Raw genomic sequence first — 19,658 nt, forward strand, 5'->3', positions numbered from 1 at the left:
ACCGCTCGCCGGTCGACCTGGAGCTGGCCGGCATCGTGCTGAAGGACCTGATCCCGGGCGGCGACGAGGACGCCGGGCCGGAGATCACCGCGCAGGTCATCATGCAGCAGACCGCGGCCTACTCGCCGGCTGCCGGCGAGCCGCCGGCGGCCGTGCCGGTGTCCTGGCTCTTGCAGCCGGGCTGCTTGGCGATCGCGTTCCCCAGGTCGCCGGTCTGCACCTTGGCGAGCGCGCCGGTGGCGAGCTGGGAGAACTGCTGCACCTGGTCACCGATGCTCTTCAGACCGTCGGCGAACTTCGCCTGGTCGTCGGTGGGCAGCGCGGCCACCTTCTTCTGCACGTCCTGGTAGCCCTGGGCCGCCTGGTTCAGCTCGGTCACCGCGTCCTGCTGGACCCCGGCGCCGTTGTCGACCTTGGGTGCCCCGGCCTTGTTGATGGCGGCGGCAATCTGCTGGTTGGCGGTGCTCAGGTTGCCGAGGTCGGCGGCCAGCCGCTTCTGCAGGTCGGCGGGCGCCTCGCCGGCCTTCACCACCCCGGTGTCCTTCATCGCGTCCTGCGACTGGGCCACCGGACCGCGCACGCCGTCGCAGACCTGCTTGGCCCAGTTGCCCAGGGCCGCGCTGTTGTCGTCGCTGGAGCAGGCCGCCGCGCCGGTGGCCAGCAGCACGCCGAGCAGCGGCAGGGTGAGCAGGCGGCGGGTCGCTCCCCGGGCCGGGCCGCGCAGGCCCGGTTCGGCCGCCTGGGATCGCCCGTCCGCCAGCACTCGCTCGTCCACCTGGGAGCCTTCCGTCCAGTCCCGATCCGTCCCGGGTGAACCTACCCGACACCGGAACGGGGACGGTCCGGCCGCCTGTCGCGGTTCCCCGCGGAGCGCTCGGACCGGCCCGAGGTACGGCGGCGCTCAGGCGCGCTGGACGTGCCGCGGTTCAGGCCCGCTCGACGTGCGCGGTTCAGGCCCGCTGGGTGCGCGCGGTTCAGGCCCGCTCGACCCGGATCGCGTCGCCCGGGCGCACGGTGCGCAGCACCTGGGGGTCACCGTCCAGCGCGCCGAGCAGGTTGCACGGGCTGGCCAGCCGGCACTCGTCGCCGCGCGAGATCGGCGTCGGCCCGTACGGCAGGGCCAGGCTGTCGCCGTCGGTCCAGAACGCCACCGTGCCCGGCTCCACCACCTGCTGCGCGTCGGCCTCCCGCGGGACGCTGACCGGGGTGCCGAAGTACACCTCCTCGCCCCAGGTGCTGGCCGAGGCGCTGATCGGCAGCGCGGCCCAGAGCGCCTCGCTGGTGGGGGTGGTGCGCAGGGTCGCGGTGGCCTGGCCGGCCGGCCAGAGGATGCGGATCCGCATGGGGTCTCCCTCTCCGGTTCAACAACTTGTTGCTCAACAATTTGTCAACCGGGATCCCACCACACGCACCCGCACCTCGGCCAGACCGGTCCAGGCCTTGGTCAGCCCGGTGGTCCAGGTCGCGGTCAGCCGCCGGCCGGCGCCACCGCCTCCCCGCCGATGGCCTCCACCGCGCCCGGGCTCTCCGCGACGTCCACCGAGCGCCGCTTGGACAGGTAGACCGCGCCCACCACCAGCAGCACCGCCACCGCCGCCACCGCACCGCGCAGGCCCGCGCTCGCGTGCGCGCCGTAGCTGAACCGCACCACCGCGGGCGCGATCAGCAGCGAGACCAGGTTCATCACCTTCAGCAGCGGGTTGATGGCCGGGCCCGCGGTGTCCTTGAACGGGTCGCCCACCGTGTCGCCGATCACCGTCGCGGCGTGCGCCTCGCTGCCCTTGCCGCCGTGCGCCCCGTCCTCCACCAGCTTCTTGGCGTTGTCCCAGGCGCCGCCGGAGTTGGCCAGGAAGACCGCCATCAGGGTGCCCGAGCCGATCGCACCGGCGAGGTAGGCGCCGAGCGAGCCGACCCCGAGGCCGAAGCCCACCGCGATCGGTGCCAGCACCGCGAGCAGCCCCGGGGTGGCCAGCTCGCGCAGCGCGTCCCGGGTGCAGATGTCGACCACCTTGCCGTACTCGGGCGTCTCGCTGCCGTCCATGATCCCGGGGTGCTCGTGGAACTGCCGGCGCACCTCGAAGACCACCGAACCGGCCGAGCGGGAGACCGCGTTGACGGCCAGCCCGGAGAAGAGGAAGACCACTGCGGCGCCCAGCAGCAGGCCGACCAGGTTGTTCGGCTGCGAGATGTCCAGGCTCAGCCCGAGCGGGTTGCCGATCACCGCGGGGCCGCCCGCGGTGCCCACCGCATCCTTGATCGCGTCGGTGAAGGAGCCGAACAGCGCGGTCGCCGCGAGCACCGCGGTGGCGATCGCGATGCCCTTGGTGATCGCCTTGGTGGTGTTGCCGACGGCGTCCAGCTCGGTCAGCACCCGCGCGCCGGCCCCCTCCACCTCCCCGGACATCTCGGCGATGCCCTGGGCGTTGTCCGAGACCGGGCCGAAGGTGTCCATCGCCACGATCACCCCGACCGTGGTGAGCAGACCGGTGCCCGCCAGTGCCACCGCGAACAGCGCCAGCACGATCGAGCTGCCGGCCAACAGGTAGGCGCCGTAGACCGCGGCACCGATCAGCACCGCCGAGTAGACCGCCGACTCCAGCCCGAGCGAGACGCCGGAGAGCACCACGGTGGCCGGGCCGGTGAGCGAGCTGCGGCCGACGTCGCGCACCGGGCGCCGGCTGGTCTCGGTGAAGTAGCCGGTCAGCTGCTGGATCAGCACCGCCAGCACGATCCCGATCAGCACGGCGGCCAGCGCGAACAGCCGCGGGTCGCCGCGGTGGTTGCGGATGCTGTCCGGCACGTGGTGCAGGGCGCCGAAGCTCGCCGGCAGCTCCAGGTAGACGGCGGCCAGGACCAGCAGCAGCGAGACGGCGGCGGAGAGGAAGAAGCCGCGGTTGATCGCGGCCATCCCGCTGCGGTCGCGGGCGCGCGGCGAGACCGCCACGATGCCCAGCACCGCGGTGACCACCCCGATGCCCGGCACCAGCAGCGGCAGCACCAGTCCGGAGTCGCCGAAGACCGCGCGGCCCAGGATCAGCGCGGCCACCAGGGTCACGGCGTAGGACTCGAAGAGGTCGGCCGCCATGCCGGCGCAGTCGCCGACGTTGTCGCCGACGTTGTCCGCGATGGTGGCGGCGTTGCGCGGGTCGTCCTCGGGGATGCCCTGCTCCACCTTGCCGACCAGGTCCGCGCCGACGTCCGCGGCCTTGGTGAAGATGCCGCCGCCGACCCTCATGAACATCGCCAGCAGCGCGGCACCAAAGCCGAAGCCCTCCAGCACCTTGGGCGCGTTCGCCTGGTAGATCAGCACCACGACGGTCGCGCCCAGCAGGCCGAGGCCCACCGTGCACATGCCGACCACACCGCCGGTGCGGAAGGCGATCCGCATCGCGCGGTGTTGTGCGGGCTGTTCCTGGCCCGCGACCACGTCCTTGGCCACCGCGGCCACCCGGACGTTGGCCCGCACCGCGAGCCACATGCCCAGGTAGCCGGTGGCGGCCGAGAAGGCGGCGCCGACCAGGAAGAAGACCGACCGGCCCAGCCGCTGCGACCAGTTGTCGGCGGGGAGCAGCATCAGCAGGAAGAAGGCGCCGACCGCGAAGACGCCCAGGGTGCGGAACTGGCGGGCCAGGTAGGCGTTCGCGCCTTCCTGGACGGCCCCGGCGATCCGCCGCATCGTCGGGGTTCCGGCGTCGGCGGCCAGGACCTGACGGACCAGCAGCACCGCGACCCCCAGCGCGCCCAGCGCAACCAGCGCGATGAGCAGCACCAAGAGGCGGTTGCCGCCGGTCAGAACTGCACCGGCTGACGAGCCGCTTGACGACCCATCGGCCAGAACGTCCAAGATTCGTGGTCGTACCGGTGCTGCTGAGACGTATTTCAGCGCGTCAGATGTGATGGGAACGGTACCGATGATCGTGAATCCGGCCATGCGTCCTCCCCGACGACCGGCGCGCCGACCTGTCCGTACGGCACGCAAGTGGTTCTGGTGGCACAGGCGGCCGGACCGGACTCGCCGGCCCGGCCGGATATCCCGACCGGATATCCAGAAGCGAGTGTAGGAATCATCGGGGGATTGATATAGACCGCGGGCAGCAGCGGACGGAAAGAATCATGGGCGCCACCGAAAAACCCGGGTTTTCGGGGGTGCCATGATTGTCTGTTCGTTTCTTCACGCCACTGCAGGCATCCGGAAACTCCGGAACTGCAGCGGTCACTGAACCATCGTCAGCCGCTCGGAGATCGTCGGAGCACGCCGGTCACCCGGGGCACTGGCGTTCCGCGGCGATGGCGGCGGACGCGCATGCGTGAGGGCCGGCGGCACCGGGAGCGGGCCGCGCGGGGCACGGGGCGTGGGCACGTGGGGCGTGGGGTGGAGGCACGCGGAGTGCGAGGCGCAGGCCGTGGGTGCGCCGATGCCGGAGCGCCGGCCGCCGCGCCGTGGGTCAGGCCGGTTCCGTGCGCCGGGTCAGGCCACGTTGACCGGCCAGCTCATCCGGATCAGTCCGCCGGCGTCGTCCCGGCCGACCTCGACGTCCTCCACCAGGCCGGTGATCACGGCGAGCCCGAGCGTGTCGTCGGCGCCGTCCTGTCCGTCCTCGGCGCTCGACCGGGCCAGCTCGCTCAACGTGCCGGCGCCGTCGCCGACCTCGATGACGAAACGCTTCTCCTGGTCGATCAGCGCCACCCGGACAGCGCCGCCGGGGTCACCCTGCTGGTGCAGGCCGACCGCGCGCGAACAGGCCTCACCGACCGCCAGCCGGACCTCGTCGAGGACCGACTCGTCGACGCCCGCCCGTCTGGCCACCGCCGCCGCCACCAGCCGCGCTGTCCGCACGTGCTCGGGGAGGGGACTGAATCGCAGTTCGACGGTTGCCATCTCTTCCTCTCGGAGTTGTCGCCGCGTCCTCGAAGGTGTCGTCGCTGTCACCGCACCGGTCGTGTCGCTGCACGGCAGCGCGCGGCCGGGCGACCGCAGCGCGCCCGGGCCGACCGCAGTCGGCCGACCCGGGCCCACGGGGTCAGTCGGTCGAGGAGACGGCCTCGTCCACCGTCTGGTGGATCGGGAACACCTTGGTCAGACCGGTGATCCGGAAGATCTTGAGAATGCGCTCCTGGGTGCAGACCAGGCGGAGCGAACCCTCGTGGGCGCGCACCCGCTTCAGACCGCCCACCAGGACACCCAGACCGGTCGAGTCCAGGAAGTCCACGCCCTCCATGTCGACGACCAGGTGGTAGCTGCCGTCGTTGACGAGCTCGACCAGCTGCTCGCGAAGCTTAGGGGCGGTGTACACATCGATCTCGCCGCCAACCTCGACGACCGTGCGGTCGCCGACTGTACGGGTCGACAGGGACAGGTCCACGGAACCTCCAGCACCTTGCCTTGCTACGTCATATTGCGTTCTACGGCGAGTCGGGCGGCACCGACCGATCCCAACTGCTGGTCCCGGCCAGACTGCCGCCGCCATCCCTGGCGCTCGGCACCGCCGGACGGTTCCACCGCATGGCCGAGTGACCGGCCCAGGTACCGCCGGCCCGGCCAACTGGCCGCCACCGCATCATTCAACCACCTGGCAGCATGCCCGCACGATGGCTTGCCGCGATTGTCGGTCACTCCAGTGACACACTGGGTCTCCATGCCGCCCAGCCAACGCCTGCCCGAGGCCCTGCTCGACGCCCTGGTCGCCCAGCGGGGCCGCTCGGACCGACTCACCCATACGGAGCATCTCCCCGCGCGCCCGGCCCGCCATGCCCCGTGGCCGGAGTCGATCCGCACCGAGATCCGCACCGGCGCCGCAGAACTCGGTGTGGCAGAGCCGTGGGCGCACCAGACCGAGACGATGAATCTGGCCAAATCCGGCCAAACTGTGGTGATCGCCACAGGTACCGCCTCGGGCAAGTCCCTCGGCTACCTGGCCCCGGTACTGAGCGACCTGCTGGACGGCACCGAAGCACCGAACGGACGCGGCGCGACCGCCCTCTACCTGGCCCCGACCAAGGCGCTGGCCGCCGACCAGCGCCGCCGGGCCGCCGAACTCGCCCCGCCCCGGGTGCGCGCGGCGCTCTACGACGGCGACACCCCACCGCAGGAACGCGAGTGGGTCCGCCAGTACGCGAGCTACGTGCTCACCAACCCGGACATGCTGCACCGGAGCATCCTGCCGGCGCACGCCCGTTGGTCCTCCTTCCTGAAGACGCTGCGCTACGTGGTGGTGGACGAGTGCCACGGCTACCGCGGCGTGTTCGGCTCCCACGTCGCCCAGGTGCTCCGCCGGCTGCGCCGGCTCTGCCACCGCTACGGCTCCGACCCCGCCTTCCTGCTCGCCTCCGCGACCACCGCCGACCCGGCCGCGACCGCCGAGCGGCTCACCGGCCTGCCCGCAGTCGCGGTGACCGAGGACGCCTCGCCGCGCGGCCCACTGGTCTTCGCCCTGTGGGAGCCGCCGCTGACCGAGCACGTCGGCGAGCACGGCGCCCCGGTCCGGCGGACCGCCACCACCGAGGCCGCCTACCTGCTGACCGACCTCGTCGCGGCCGGCACCCGCACCGTGGCCTTCGTCCGCTCCCGGCGGGCCGCGGAACTGGTCGCCCTGCAGGCCCAGGACAACCTGGACGCGCCACTGGCCAACCGCATCGCCGCCTACCGCGGCGGCTACCTCCCCGAGGAGCGCCGCGCGCTGGAACGCGACCTGCACTCCGGCCGGCTGCTCGGCCTGGCCTCCACCTCCGCCCTGGAACTCGGCGTCGACGTCTCCGGGCTGGACGCGGTCCTGCTGGCGGGCTACCCGGGCACCCGCGCCTCGCTCTGGCAGCAGGCCGGCCGCGCCGGACGGGAGGCCCAGGGCGCCCTCGCCGTGCTGATCGCCCGGGACGACCCGCTGGACACCTATCTGGTGCACCACCCCGAGGCACTCTTCGCCCACCCGGTGGAAGCGACCGTCCTCGACCCCGACAACCCGCACGTGCTGGCCCCGCACCTGTGCGCCGCCGCCGCCGAACTCCCGCTCGGGCCGTCCGACCTGGAGCTCTTCGGGCCCTCGGCCGCCCCGTTGCTGCCGGTCCTCGAACAGCGGGGCCTGTTGCGCCGGCGGGCCGACGGCTCCTGGTACTGGACCCGCCGGGAGCGGGCGGCCGACGCCGTCGACCTGCGCGGCAGCGGCGGGAACCCGGTCCAGATCGTCGAGGCCACCACCGGCCGGCTGCTGGGCACCGTCGATGCCGCCGCCGCGCACACCACGGTGCACACCGGAGCCGTCCACCTCCACCAGGGCCGCACCTACCTGGTCGGCGAACTCGACCTGGAGACCTCGGTCGCCCTGGTCGAGCCCGCGAACCCCTCGTACACCACGGCGGCGCGGGACACCACGGCCATCTCGGTCCTCGGCACCGAGCGCAGCGTGGCCTGGGGCGAGGGCAGCCTCAACTTCGGGTCGGTCGAGGTCGTCAACCAGGTGGTCGGGTTCCTGCGCAAGCGGATCTCCACCGGCGAGATCCTGGGCGAGAGCAAGCTCGACCTGCCGCCCCGGACGTTGCGGACCCGGGCGGTCTGGTGGACCGTCACCGAGCAGCAACTGCTGGACGCGCTGATCCCGTTCGACCAGTTGCCCGGGGCCGCACACGCCGCCGAGCACGCCTCGATCGGCCTGCTCCCGCTCTTCGCCACCTGCGACCGCTGGGACATCGGGGGCGTCTCGGTACCGCTGCACCCCGACACCCAGCTGCCGACCGTCTTCGTCTACGACGGGCACCCGGGCGGCGCGGGCTTCGCCGAACACGGCTTCCGGCGCGCGGTCCAGTGGCTCACCGCCACCCGGGACGCGATCGCGGCCTGCGAGTGCGACCGCGGCTGCCCGTCCTGCGTCCAGTCGCCCAAGTGCGGCAACGGCAACGACCCGCTGGACAAGGCGGGCGCCGTCCGCCTGCTGACCACACTGCTGGCCGGCGCCCCGGAGAGCGCTGAGGACGGGGTCGAGGAGGGGGCCGGCGACCCTGACCCGGGCGGTCGTGCGGGCCGCAAGTAGCGGGGCCGGTGGCGGAGCTGCTGGCGGTGGCGGTGGCGGTGCTGCTGGCGGTGTCGATGGCGGCCGGCGACGCGGTACCGGGCGCGGGGGCCGGGCCGGCGCCGGGAGCCGTTCGCGGTGGGGCTGCGCGAGCAGCGGGAGGGCGTCGTCGACCGCGTCGGGCTTGTCGGAGCCGGCGACGGCCCAGACCAGCCCGGCCCGGGCCCGGGCGACGGCCGGACCGACCGGCAGCCGCACACCGCGCACCGGCACCTCGACCGCAACCTCGACGCTGTCGGCGGCGAGGTCCCGCGAGCAGGAGAGCAACACGGCCTGCTGCGCCGCCGCCACCGCCGCGGCCCGAGCGCAGCCGCCGTCCGGATCCAGCAGCAGGCGGTCGGCCGCCGCGAGGGCCGCGAGGTCAGCCGCCGACTCCGCCCGGTGCCGAGCGACCAGCGCTGCCCCGTAGGCCACGGCACCGCCGAACACCGCACACCCGAGGAACGCCAGCGCGGTCAGCCAGACCGTCGCCGACCCCTCGTCGCGGGCCCTGGGCCGGCCCGGCTCCCGGGGCCGCCCGTGCTCCGAGCGCCCGCCGTGAGCCCGGGCCTTCCCGCGAGTCGCGGGCTGCGCCCCGCCTCGGGAACGCTTCCGCTCGCCGGCCTCCACCACGCCGCCACTCGGCGGCTGCTGCGGCCTGAGGGCGGGTGGCGCCCACCTCCCGCGGAACCGTGGGCGCCACCCGGCCCGCGGGCCTGCCTGGGGTCGGTACCGCCGCGGCCACCGGCCGGGCCGGCGCGGCAGTGCGCCGCCGGACTGTGCGGACATCACGTCAACTCCCTTCCACTTCGGTCCTCTCGAAGGGCCTCGGCCCGTGCCGAGACCGTGATGGACACCGCCGAGGCCCACCGGCCCGGCCCGAGGCACTTCGCAGCGACCAGGACCTCGACGGAGTCGCCCTGCTCCAGTAGCTGGACCGTGGCCCCTCGGGGCGCCGCAGCCCGGGCTCTGGCGACCGCGTCCGCATCGCCCCGGGCCGCGGAGCGAGCCCCGACCCGGGCGGCGTCGATGCAGCGGAGCTGCGCGGCTGCCGTCAGCACGCCCCACAGCAGCACCGCGGTCAGCAACAGGAAGGTCGGCAGCACCACGGCCGTCTCGGCGGTGACGTAGCCGGCGTCCGGCCCGCGCCGGGGCGACCGCCCGGGCCGCCCGGGCCCGGCACGCCCGGTCGGCGCACCGCCGGTCGGCCTGCCCCGCGGCTCAGACCGCATGGAGCGCGCGATCCAGCATCCCGGCCAAGGCTCCGCTCACCGTGTCGCTCGTCACCACCTTGTAGAGCAGGGCGGCGAAGCCGCACGCAGCCACCGTTATCTTGGGTCCATTCCAAGGTTAAGACACATGAGGCAAGCAGTTCGTTCGCTACGTGCCTCACAGGTATCAGGGTGTTATTCAGTGACGTTGACCGAACCTCAGCTTCCAGCCTCTTTCGTGGCGTTCAAGGGGACCTCCCCGTTGACCGGAGCCGAGCTCTGGACCGTTGTTACGGCTGACTACGAGCCGCATGCAGAAGCCGCCGGCTTCCTGCAAAGCCTTCGCGCGGCGGACGCTTCCGCCAACACACAGCGCGCCTACGCTGGCCGGGTTGCCCTCTACTTGCGGTACTGCGAGTCAGCCGGGCTCGACTGGGCGACGCCGAGGCTTCACCACCTGAGCCAGTACATGCAGTGGCTCGTTGAGACGCCAATTGCGCGACAGGGCAGGGGGAACGCCTCCCAACCCCGATACCGTTCCAAGGGCACGGCCAACGCCCATATGACGGCCGTGGTCGAGTTTCTTAGGCATGCAGCGATAGCGACAGATCGCGTGCCGGAGTCTGTGGTGAAGCAGTTGAGCGAGCCGCGGCACCTCGCTCATCTGCCCCCTGGCTTCGATACCGGCGAAGACGGTAGCTACCGCACCATCAGGGCGCGAGCCATCAAGTTCAGAGTCGCTGTGGAGGGCTACGAGTGGCTGACACCCGACCAGATCGATGCTCTGATCGATTCGGCCCGCCACGCCCGCGATCGGTTCCTCATCTACCTACTGGCTGTCACCGGGATGCGCATCGGTGAGGCGTTGGGCCTCCGCCGAGAGGACATGCACTTCCTGTCGTCCTCAACGATGTTCGGCTGCCGTGAAAAGGGGCCTCACGTACATGTACGACGGCGGCTCAACTCCAACGGCGCGCTAGCAAAAACGAGAACCCCTCGCGCGATTCCTGTCTCCGAACCGGTCGCCGACTACTACGCCGAGTACCAGCGCGAGCGCGACAGCGTACCCGAAGCGTCCAGCAGCGATCTGGTCTTCGTCAATCTCTTCCATGCCCCACTTGGCCAGCCCATGCGCTATGCATCGACCAAAGAGAACTTCGACCGGTTGGCTAAACGCGCAGGATTCCCTGCAAGGCCTCACATGCTCAGACATTCAGCAATTACCCAGTGGGCGCAGGACGATGTCCCAAGGGACGTCATCCAGAGCCTTGCCGGACACGTTTCTCCACAGTCCATGACTCCGTACATCCACACGTCAGACGAAGCCAAGCGCGCCGCCATTGAGTCTGTGGCGTCCAAGTTCAAGAGGCCACAGCTTTGAAGATTCAGGGAAATCGCGCCGCAGCCCACCACCCGGAACTTACGAAGATCCGCGACCTCACCTCTCTCAACATCGAGGAGCTTGAGCCGACGTGGGCCGCATGGCTCGCGGAAAGAGTAATCGCCAATTGGCGGATAGGCGAGTGGAATCCCGAGACTCTGCTCTTCTCGGGAGATCATACAAACGAGCTTACCTCTATCAGGCAATGCGCTGTCGAAGCGTGCGACATATTGACGACTAGCAAGATATGCACTGCATGCGCGGGCGCGAGGAAGTCCCTCGCTATGAGCATAGAAGAGTTCTGCTCATCCTTCATTCCTCCGGAGCGCACTAAGACCCGACGTGGCGAGACCGATAGATGTATCGCGGCAAATGGGAACTGCGAGCGCGACGCACGCGACGGTGGGCAGTGCAGCGCACACGCGCCACTTTGGCGAATCCATGCTTCCCGGCATCCCGATGCCGACAAGCAAGCATGGATGGCAAAGCAGAAGCCGCTTCCCCCTCGACCGCTGTGCGCAATCATCGGCTGCACCGCGCAACTAACCGAACCAACTATGCTGTGCTGGAAGCATGTTGACAACTGGTTCCACTATCGACAGAAAATGGGCATCCCCGACGCCACTGAGGCCAGGGAGACCTGGGCTCGGCGAACTGCCCCAATTCTTGGCGCAGGACAGTTTTCCCTGTGGCCGCTGCGTGAGACCGCCAGGCTGGAGATCCTGTACTCCCTCCAGCAACGAGACCTTAGAAGGCAGCGCATCGAGCCTTTCGTGATCCGTCAGACGATTCTCCACATGCCAGACGTGCGGAGCATCGCACTACTCGACGACATGAGCTTCGAGAGGCTTATTCTCAAGATGACCGGCACGAACCGGACGAGCCTCATCCGCGAGTGGCGCCACGAGATGCGGAGAGCCTTCGAGGAGTTCCGGGGGATCAAGCCAACAGACAAGCTCGTCTGGGATCTCGCGGCAGCCGGCATCAGGACTAAGGCCTCATCGACGGCGAGCTACCGCAACACCGGCTCGGTAGACTTTGGAGTGGTCCAAGTCGCATGGCTGCGCGACGTTCTGATGGACTGGGCTCGCTCCACAAAGCCGTACAGCTATGCACTTCGCCGTTCCGTACGCGCATGCCACGTGGCGAGCGACGTCCTAGCTGCACGTCCCAACGGCGGCACTGATGTCAGCCAACTCAGATTCTCCGACATGACGGCCATCGCTAACGCCTTTAGAGAGCTTAAGAAGGAAGACGGGGCACCGTTCACCTCGCATACCCAACGCAGCTGGCTAAGGCATTTTCTGGACATCATCGATCACGGTCGCGCCAACGACCTGCTTGACGACCTTCCAGGATCTTTCTCCTATCACAAGACACATGCGATTAAGGATGAGGAGGCGAACGAAGAGGAGATCGGCAAGGCCATCCCCGAGTTCGTCATTAGTCAACTCGATGCACATTCAGAACTGCTCGGCCGAGGCATCCCTTACGGACAGTTGGGCACTGATGCCATACGCGCGATGGCCAAGACTGTTTACATTCTTCTTCGAGACACCGGACGACGCCCACAGGAAGTGGCAAAGCTTGCCCTGAACTGTCTTGAGAGCAACAGCGATGGCTACTACCTCCTTTGGGACAACTTCAAAGGTCGGCGCAAGCGTCGGCGCCTTCCGCTAACCCGAGAGACGGCCGAGGCGATCAAGAGCTGGCAACGCTTGCGCGCCACTCTTCCCACTCCGAGCAAAAGTGCCGAGTTCCTGTTCCCCGCTAAGGGCCCGACTGGCGTCAACAAGTCCATGAACGCAAATGACCTGTCGGTGATCGTCAGGAGGTTCGCCGATTCGATTCCCGAACTCTACTCCGAAGAAGTCGGCTTGGATGGCCTGCCCGTTCCCTTCGACCGGTCGCTCATCTTCCCGTACGCGTTTCGCTTCTCTTTTGCTCAACGCCACGCCGATGCAGGAACGCCGGTCGATGTACTGAAGGAGTTGATGGACCATAAGACCGTAAACGTGACCATGGGCTACTACAACGTCTCCCTCAAGCGCAAGCGCGAGGCTGTGAAGACGCTCCGAAGTCACGTCATAGATCGCTCCGGGAAATCATCCCCAATGGCCTCTAACACAGCTTACGAACTGAGCTCTGTGGCAGTCCCCTTCGGGAACTGTATTGAACCGTCGAACGTGAAGGCCGGCGGACAGGCATGCCCGATTCGCTTTCAGTGCTCCGGTTGCAGCCACTATCGCCCCGACCCGTCACATCTCCCGGCAATCGAGGAGCAAGTAAGGTCGCTAATGGCCAAGCTTGAAATCGCTAAGGCGATGGAGGTAGCCGATTGGACGATCAAGGGGATGGAGGCCGAACTCGCAGCATACGAGGCGGTCGTTGGTGCAATCAGGGAGAAGATGGCGGACATGGACGATGAGGAGCGCAGAGAGCTTGAAGAGGCCAGCAAGGTCATGCGGCGTCTCAAGGCCGGAGGTCTGCGCGGAGGGCCGGTCGATCTCCCGATGCCTGCCGTTCCCGCTCGAATCGCGAAGGCCGTCTGATGACAGCTAAACGGACTCCGTCAGATGTGCTGAGGGAAGCAAGGAAGCGCGACAGCCTTTCCAAGCGAACCAGGGTGCTGGCGGTGCTGGATGACATGAAATCCAGTGGGGAACCCATCAGCTTTCTAGCAGTTGCCCGGAAGGCTGAGGTATCGAACTGGCTCGTCTATGCAGAGGGGGTGCGTGAGCACATTGAGTCAGCCAGGCGGTCCCAGCGGAGGACCAAGCAGTTGGAGGTCCAGGCCGGGACTTCGGCCAGTTCCGCGAGCTTGGCGGTGGATCTCCAGCTTGCCCGAGCCGAGTTGAAAAGGGTCCGCGAGGAGAGGGACCGTCTTCGTGCCAAGGTCCAACGGGGGCTAGGGCAGCAGCTAGATCAGTCTGGCCTGGGGGAAGTTGAGGCAAGAGCACGAGCCCTTGCCTCCGAGCTGCACCAGGCCCAGCGAGCGCTTGAAGATGCGCTGGGACAGAAGCAACTCCTGTCCCAGAAACTCGATGAGGCGGAGAACACCATCGGCGCTCTGAGGTCGTCGTTGAGGCAGATGATGAGAAGCCAGAGCCTGTGAGAGCACCACCAGTCCTGTGCTGGCGACGGCGAGTCACACAGCCATAGCGAGTTCCGTTCGGGCCCGCTGGACGAAGTCGGCTACTCGGGCTTCGCGGCGCCAGGGATCAAGAGCGGTGGTGAACTCGCGGACGTAATCGAGGGCTCGGGTGGATTGGACGCGGGCGAGGATGTCGATGGCCTGGTTACCGAGGGCGAGGCCCTGGTCGAGGTCGCGGTCTTGGAGGTGGGCGGTGCCGACGATGGCCAGGCGCATGCCGACGGAGCGGGTGAAGACGCCGGGTGCCATGGCGGTGGCCTGTTGGTTCCAGGCGAGTGCGGCTTTCGGGTTCTTGAGGTCGCGGTGGATCTCAGCGGCGTCGGCGGAGAGCCGGGCGTGGTTGTAGAAGTCGATCCACGCGGGCTCGTCGCCGTCGCCGCGGGCTTGGCCAAGCAGGGCCTCGGACGCGGCAAGGGCTCGGGAGGCGGCCTTGGAGTCGCCGTCGCGGGCGTGTGCTCGGGCCTCGATCAGCTTGTTGAAGGCCAGCACGCGGGGTGCGGCGGTGTCCTTGGCCCGCTCATAGGCGCCTTGGGCCATGTCGATGGCTTCTCCGGCAAAGCCGCGCATCAGGGACTGCATGGCCATGGTGGTGAGCACGTAGCAGCCGAGCTGGACGTCGCCGCCGGCCCTGGCGAGGCGGAGGGCCTGGATGAAGTGCCGCTGGGCAGCGTCGTGCTGGCCGACGTCGAAGGCGGTCCAGCCTGCGAGACGGGACAGCTCGGCGGTGACCGAGAACAGCTCGGCGCCGACGGCGTCGGTGTATGTGCCGGTCAGCAGCGGGTCGGCGCGGTGCTTGAGGCAGTCGGTGACCGCGTTCGCCCGCCAGTTCCCGCCGCCGTACTTGGAGTCCCAGCGGCGGGCTTCGTCGGCGGCCTCGCGTAGTTCGTCCAGATCGCCCCGGCCGACCTGGCGCCCGCCCCGGTGGCTGGCCTCGCTGTCAGCCGGGTTGATCAGCCACCGGGCGAACGGGGTGGTGAAGGCCGAGATGGCGAAGGACGTTCCGGTGACGAAGTCGCGGCGGTCCACGTTTCTCCAGAAGGCGCTGGCGACGCGCACGGCGTCGGCGGGGTCACGCGCGAAATCCAACCCCATGGAGGCGTCTGGTGTCTGCCCGTCGCCCATACCGATCTCTGCCACGGTGACGGGGCGGCCCAGGCGTTCGGCGAGCGCGGCGGCCAACAGGCCGGGCACGGGCTGACGGGGTGTCATGCCACGGCGGACCCAGTTGGCGACGCTGGTGTGGGTGTAGTCGGTCTCCGCGCCGGCCTGGCGGGCGAGCTGGTTGACGCGGTGGGCCAGCGCCTTGTGGCTGGCGCCGGAGAGTTCCACGAGCCGGGCCAGGTCGGCGTTCTGCTTCCTGGTGCGAGGCTGGTCCGCTGCCACAGCGGGGCTCCCTCGGTGGGCGGGTTCTCGGGGCCGATCGCCCCGGGCGGGTGACTCAGCGTATTGCCAATGCGTCGGTCGGTGAACCCGATTCGCGATTTGTGAGCCCCCCTTGTGAGCCTCCCTCTGATTGTCCGTCAGCGGTTTCCTGGTGTCCTGGCCGCTGCCGCACCGGTAGGACCCCGCTTCGGCAGCGGCCCACCAACTCTCTCCTCGACCGGGGGTGAACCATGTGCGGAATCGCTGGTCTGGCAGGGCCGGACGCCGTGCGGCACACGAACGTCGTCGCGGCCATGGGACAGGTTCAGCGGCACCGGGGGCCGGACGGGACCGGCCACGCTGCCGCCCTGGACGGCCGCGCGGTGCTGGCCATGAACTCGCTTCGCATCGTCAACCCGGCCGGTCCCACCGGCCCCTACACGGATGACGCCAGCGGCGTGCTGGTGACGTTCAATGGCGAGATCTACAACTACCGGCAGCAGGCCGTGGCCTGGGGTATCGAGCTGGGGCCGGACGACACGGACGCTCACTTGGCGCTGCGGGCCTGGGCCAAGCTCGGCCCGTCCTGCCTGGACGGCCTGGACGGCATGTTCGCCCTCGCGGTGTACGACCCGCGCGAGGGGCGGTTGTTCCTGGCCCGCGACCGGCTCGGTGAGAAGCCGCTGTACTGGCGGCTCGACGGAGGCCGGCTGGCGTTCGCCTCCGAGGTCTCCACCTTGGCCGGGTACGGCAGCGCGCCGATCGTGGTCCGGCCCGAGATGCTGTCGCTCGAGACCCCCACGGGAGTCGAGACGCCCTACCAGGGCATCCAGCTGCTGGCCCCGGGCACGGTGCTGGCCTTCGACGTGGCCACCGGATCGGTCGATCAGCGCACGTGGTGGGCGCTCGGGGCGGTCGCGCCGTTCGTGGACTCGTACCCGGCCGCGCTGTCGCGCCTGTCGGTGCTGCTGGCTGAGCAGGTGCCGCTGCGGACCCCCGCCGGTGACTTCGCGCTGCTGCTGTCCGGCGGCCTGGACTCCTCGGTGCTGGCCTACCTGATGCGCCCCCAGGTCTGCGTCACCGTTCGCTACCCCGGTCAGGACCGGTTGGACGAGTCGAAGATCGCCGCGATGGTCGCGCGGGACATCGGCGCCGAGCTGCTGGTCGTGGAGCCGACCGCCGCCGACTTCAAGGCCGCGCTGCCCTCGATCATGTCCGCCCTGGACTACCCGATGGGAAACGCCTCCACCTTCTCGGAGTACATGGCCTACAAGGCGGTCGCCGAACGGGGCATCCGGGTGGCGGTCGGCGGGCTCGGCCCGGACGAGTTCCTGATGGGCTATGTCCGGCACGCGATGGTGCTCTTCGGCCCGGACGCGGTGCTCGACGCGGGCCTGACGGCCTACCGGCCGCTGGCGGCGAAGGTCCGGGGCGAGGACGGGAAGCAGTTGGAGCCCGTCGAGGCGATCACCCGGCTGATCCTGCGCGGCCCCGACCCGGACGCCCGCCTTCGGGACCAGGTCGCCCAGTGCCTGGAACAGGCCGGCGGCGATCTCGCCCGGGCCTTGACCCTGGTCGATCTGGCCACCTCCTGGCGGCCCCTGGTGGAGACCTCCGACAAGCTCGCCTCCTCCTTCGGGCTGGAGCGGCGCTCGCCCTACCTGGCCCGCGACCTGGTCGAGTTCGCCTACCGCCTCCCGGCCGCCTTCAAGATCGAGCATCCGGCCGCCGGGAAGCGCATCCTGCGCGACGCCGCCCGGTCGCTCGGCCTGCCGCGCGAGATCTGGGGGTCGGCCGACAAGCTCGGCTTCGCCTCCCCGGTGCCTTCCTGGCTGACCGGTGAGCTGTCCGCCTGGACGGATGAGCAGATCAGCGGGGCCATCGACCCGGCCCCCGCGTCGCTTCGCCCGCTGTTGGAGGCCGGACTCCGGCCCGCCGGACGGTTCGACCGCACCCGGATGCAGGCCCTGATGACGGCGGTCTGGGCCTCACCCGACTCGGTGACGGCCGCCGCATGAGGGCGCCGTCGGCCCCTAGGTTGGGCGCATGGACCACGACTCCCAGCCCACGGCCGCCCCCGCGCGCGGCGCCGTCGCCGTCATCGTCAACCGGCACAGCCAACTCCTAATGCACCTGCGCGACGACCTCGGCAGCATCGCCTGGCCCGACCACTGGAGTCTGCTCGGCGGCGGCTGTGATGAGGGCGAGAGCCCGGCCGAGGCGATCGTCCGCGAACTCCACGAGGAGGCCGGCCTGACCGCCGAAGGACCGCTGACCGAGCTGTGCGAGATCAAGGACGCTTACGGCTCCGGCCAGCTGATCACCTTCTTTGCCGCCACCTGGAACGGCGACGAGAGCAAGCTGCCGCTCACCGAGGGCGTCAAGGTCCAGTTCTTCGACCCCGAGCACCTGTCCGTCCTGGACATCCCGCCGTTCATCCGCGACGGCATCCACCGCTACCTGGCCAACCGGCCCGCCTGACCCGCCCTCCCCGGTGGGTGGGCGGGCCGCCCCTCCACCCACCGGAAGGACTCCGCGTTGAACACCGGTACGACCCCGCTCAAGGTCAGCGTCATCGGCTGCGGCTACCTCGGCGCCACCCACGCCGCCGCCATGGCCGAACTCGGCCACCACGTGATCGGCATGGACACCGACACCCACAAGGTCGAGGCCCTGAACAAGGGCCAGGCCCCGTTCGTCGAGGCTGGCCTGGACGACCTGCTCGCCAAGCACACCGCAGCCGGAACCCTGCATTTCACCGCCTCCTACGCGGAGGCCGCCGACTTCGCCGACGTGCACTTCCTCGGCGTCGGCACCCCCCAGCAGCCCGGCAGCGGCGCCTACGACCTCAGCCACCTCCAGGCGGCCGTGCGGCGCCTGGCACCGCGGCTGCACGACCACGCGCTGATCGTCGGCAAGTCCACCGTCCCGGTCGGCACCACCGCCCAGCTGCGGCAGATCCTCACCGAGCACGCCCGCCCCGGCGCTAACATCCACCTCGCCTGGTCCCCGGAGTTCCTGCGCGAGTCGTTCGCCGTCGAGGACACCCTGCGGCCCGACCGGATCGTGCTGGGCATCGAGGACGGCGACACCACCAGCGAGGCCATCTTCCGCGCGGTCTACGCGGAGATCCTGGGCGCGGGCTCCCCGCTGATCGTCACCGACCTGCCCACCGCCGAGCTGATCAAGGGCGCCGCGAACGCCTTCCTGGCCACCAAGGTCTCCTTCATCAACGCGATGGCCGAGCTGTGCGAGCTGACCGGCGCCGACGTCCAGCAGCTCGCGCTCGGCCTGGGCTACGACGAGCGCATCGGCTTCAAGGGCATGCGGCCCGGCCTCGGCTTCGGCGGCGGCTGCCTGCCCAAGGACCTCGCCGGATTCACGCACCGGGCCAAGGAGCTCGGTGCCGACCGGGCCGTCGCCTTCCTCCAGCACGTGGACGCGATCAACCAGCGCCGCCGCGAGCGCACCGTCCAGTTCGCCCGCGAGATGCTCGGCGGCACCGTGGTCGGCAAGCGGATCGCCGTGTGGGGGGCGGCATTCAAGCCGGGCACCGACGACATCCGCGACTCCCCGGCCCTCGCGGTCGCCGACTCCCTCCACCGGGCCGGTGCCGAGGTCACCGTCCACGACCCCGCCGCGATGGAGAACGCCCGCCGGGCCTACCCGGCGCTCGAGTACGCCGACGACGCGGCCTCGGCCCTCACCGCCGCCGCCCTGCTGCTGCACCTGACCGACTGGCCCGAGTACGCCCAGGCCGACCCGGCCGCCCTGCGCCAGCACATCGCCGTCCCCAAGGTCATCGACGCGCGCGGCACCCTCGACACCGACCGCTGGCGCGAGGCCGGCTGGACCCTCCGCGCGCTCGGCCGCCCCTGACCGGGGATCACCCCCGGTCCCCACAGCCCCCGCGCCCGCCGCTGGACCACCAGCAGTTGTAGCGGGACCCGCACCACACCCGAATCAGGAGAAGGAGGAGCACATGAGCGACACCATCACCCGGTCGCGCGGCGCTGAGCTGCTGGACGGGGAGTTCTCCGAGTTCGCCGCCGACCTGCGGCGCGACGTGGCCAAGGAGAACCCCGGCTTCACCACCGAGTACATCGACTTGCTGGTCACCGCGTGGGCCGACTGGGCCACCCTCGTCGCCGACGACCCGCTCGCCGGATACGCGCTCACCATCGACATGGACGAGGTCTGGCACGCCGCCCTGCGGCGGACCCGCAAGAACCTCAGCTTCATGTCCCGGCTGACCGGCGGCCGGTTCATCCACCACGAGCCCGCCAACAACTACGGCACCCCCGACAAGGTCCGCGAGACCGTCGCCGCCCTCGTGGCCGCCGGGTACGGCGCCGCCCCCGAGGTCTACTCGGCCACCACTGGAGCGGACTGCCAGGCCGGCAACGACTGCAAGCCCGCCGCCCCGTGCTCCGGCTATGACGTGGCCCCGCTCGACCTGACCGCCTGACCCAGAACGCGCAGGTGCCGCCGAGCCTTCCGGAAGGCTCGGC

General features: G+C 70.0%; 16 protein-coding genes and 1 pseudogene. 8 read left to right on the forward strand and 9 right to left on the reverse strand.

What is annotated here, in order from left to right:
• Window positions 1–118: 118 nt before the first annotated feature.
• The 5 genes from ACQRUO_RS31995 to ACQRUO_RS32015 form a co-directional block, all read right to left on the reverse strand.
• On the reverse strand, window positions 119–775 hold the full coding sequence (locus ACQRUO_RS31995) for a small secreted protein (protein ID WP_428319622.1): 657 nt from the start codon (window positions 773–775) through the stop codon (window positions 119–121).
• Window positions 776–974: 199 nt separating this feature from the next.
• The gene (locus ACQRUO_RS32000) at window positions 975–1,343 is read right to left on the reverse strand and encodes a cyclophilin-like fold protein (RefSeq protein ID WP_428319623.1); all 369 of its coding nucleotides are present in this window, start codon (window positions 1,341–1,343) and stop codon (window positions 975–977) included.
• A 125-nt stretch (window positions 1,344–1,468) separates the two neighbouring features.
• Window positions 1,469–3,931 (reverse strand): sodium-translocating pyrophosphatase, encoded by a 2,463-nt coding sequence (locus ACQRUO_RS32005; RefSeq protein ID WP_428319624.1) that lies wholly within the window; start codon window positions 3,929–3,931, stop codon window positions 1,469–1,471.
• A gap of 537 nt (window positions 3,932–4,468) precedes the next feature.
• Window positions 4,469–4,879: an ATP-binding protein gene (locus ACQRUO_RS32010; RefSeq protein ID WP_428319625.1), complete on the reverse strand. Its 411-nt coding sequence runs from the start codon at window positions 4,877–4,879 to the stop codon at window positions 4,469–4,471.
• Between the two features lie 142 nt (window positions 4,880–5,021).
• Complete coding sequence (locus tag ACQRUO_RS32015; RefSeq protein ID WP_428319626.1) at window positions 5,022–5,363, reverse strand: anti-sigma factor antagonist; 342 nt, start codon at window positions 5,361–5,363, stop codon at window positions 5,022–5,024.
• A gap of 273 nt (window positions 5,364–5,636) precedes the next feature.
• On the opposite strand from ACQRUO_RS32015, the gene ACQRUO_RS32020 reads away from it, so the two are divergent.
• Window positions 5,637–8,021 (forward strand): DEAD/DEAH box helicase, encoded by a 2,385-nt coding sequence (locus tag ACQRUO_RS32020; RefSeq protein ID WP_428319627.1) that lies wholly within the window; start codon window positions 5,637–5,639, stop codon window positions 8,019–8,021.
• 204 nt (window positions 8,022–8,225) lie between these two features.
• Here ACQRUO_RS32020 and ACQRUO_RS32025 read toward each other — a convergent pair.
• The 3 genes and pseudogenes from ACQRUO_RS32025 to ACQRUO_RS32035 form a co-directional block, all read right to left on the reverse strand.
• Window positions 8,226–8,828: pseudogene (locus tag ACQRUO_RS32025) on the reverse strand (Rv3654c family TadE-like protein); the annotation flags it as partial.
• Window positions 8,828–9,271, reverse strand: coding sequence for a TadE family type IV pilus minor pilin (locus ACQRUO_RS32030; protein ID WP_428319628.1), 444 nt, complete (start codon window positions 9,269–9,271; stop codon window positions 8,828–8,830). The pseudogene ACQRUO_RS32025 and the gene ACQRUO_RS32030, both read right to left, overlap by 1 nt.
• Window positions 9,261–9,365: a DUF4244 domain-containing protein gene (locus ACQRUO_RS32035; RefSeq protein WP_428319629.1), complete on the reverse strand. Its 105-nt coding sequence runs from the start codon at window positions 9,363–9,365 to the stop codon at window positions 9,261–9,263. The genes ACQRUO_RS32030 and ACQRUO_RS32035 overlap by 11 nt, the downstream gene beginning before the upstream one ends.
• Window positions 9,366–9,452: 87 nt before the next feature.
• Between ACQRUO_RS32035 and ACQRUO_RS32040 the strand changes: the two genes are divergently transcribed.
• The 3 genes from ACQRUO_RS32040 (at window position 9,453) to ACQRUO_RS32050 (ending at window position 13,746) form a co-directional block, all read left to right on the forward strand.
• Window positions 9,453–10,631, forward strand: a complete 1,179-nt coding sequence (locus ACQRUO_RS32040; RefSeq protein WP_428319630.1) for a tyrosine-type recombinase/integrase — start codon at window positions 9,453–9,455, stop codon at window positions 10,629–10,631.
• Window positions 10,632–11,236: 605 nt separating this feature from the next.
• Window positions 11,237–13,183: a tyrosine-type recombinase/integrase gene (locus ACQRUO_RS32045; RefSeq protein ID WP_428319631.1), complete on the forward strand. Its 1,947-nt coding sequence runs from the start codon at window positions 11,237–11,239 to the stop codon at window positions 13,181–13,183.
• Between the two features lie 83 nt (window positions 13,184–13,266).
• The gene (locus ACQRUO_RS32050) at window positions 13,267–13,746 is read left to right on the forward strand and encodes a DUF6262 family protein (protein ID WP_428319632.1); all 480 of its coding nucleotides are present in this window, start codon (window positions 13,267–13,269) and stop codon (window positions 13,744–13,746) included.
• 33 nt (window positions 13,747–13,779) lie between these two features.
• Here ACQRUO_RS32050 and ACQRUO_RS32055 read toward each other — a convergent pair whose 3' ends face one another.
• Window positions 13,780–15,168 (reverse strand): sporulation protein, encoded by a 1,389-nt coding sequence (locus tag ACQRUO_RS32055; RefSeq protein WP_428319633.1) that lies wholly within the window; start codon window positions 15,166–15,168, stop codon window positions 13,780–13,782.
• Window positions 15,169–15,461: 293 nt separating this feature from the next.
• On the opposite strand from ACQRUO_RS32055, the gene ACQRUO_RS32060 reads away from it, so the two are divergent.
• The 4 genes from ACQRUO_RS32060 to ACQRUO_RS32075 all read left to right on the forward strand — a co-directional run bounded on the left by ACQRUO_RS32060 (window position 15,462) and on the right by ACQRUO_RS32075 (window position 19,615).
• Window positions 15,462–17,165: an asparagine synthetase B family protein gene (locus ACQRUO_RS32060; RefSeq protein ID WP_428319634.1), complete on the forward strand. Its 1,704-nt coding sequence runs from the start codon at window positions 15,462–15,464 to the stop codon at window positions 17,163–17,165.
• 28 nt (window positions 17,166–17,193) lie between these two features.
• Window positions 17,194–17,628: an NUDIX domain-containing protein gene (locus ACQRUO_RS32065; RefSeq protein ID WP_428319635.1), complete on the forward strand. Its 435-nt coding sequence runs from the start codon at window positions 17,194–17,196 to the stop codon at window positions 17,626–17,628.
• A gap of 57 nt (window positions 17,629–17,685) precedes the next feature.
• Window positions 17,686–19,026 carry a UDP-glucose dehydrogenase family protein gene (locus ACQRUO_RS32070; RefSeq protein WP_428319636.1) on the forward strand — a complete coding sequence of 447 codons (1,341 nt, stop codon included), beginning with the start codon at window positions 17,686–17,688 and terminating at the stop codon, window positions 19,024–19,026.
• Window positions 19,027–19,129: 103 nt separating this feature from the next.
• Window positions 19,130–19,615: a hypothetical protein gene (locus ACQRUO_RS32075; RefSeq protein WP_428319637.1), complete on the forward strand. Its 486-nt coding sequence runs from the start codon at window positions 19,130–19,132 to the stop codon at window positions 19,613–19,615.
• Window positions 19,616–19,658: the final 43 nt, after the last annotated feature.

This window comes from Kitasatospora sp. LaBMicrA B282 (assembly GCF_050325825.1).
Classification (GTDB): Bacteria; Actinomycetota; Actinomycetes; order Streptomycetales; family Streptomycetaceae; genus Kitasatospora.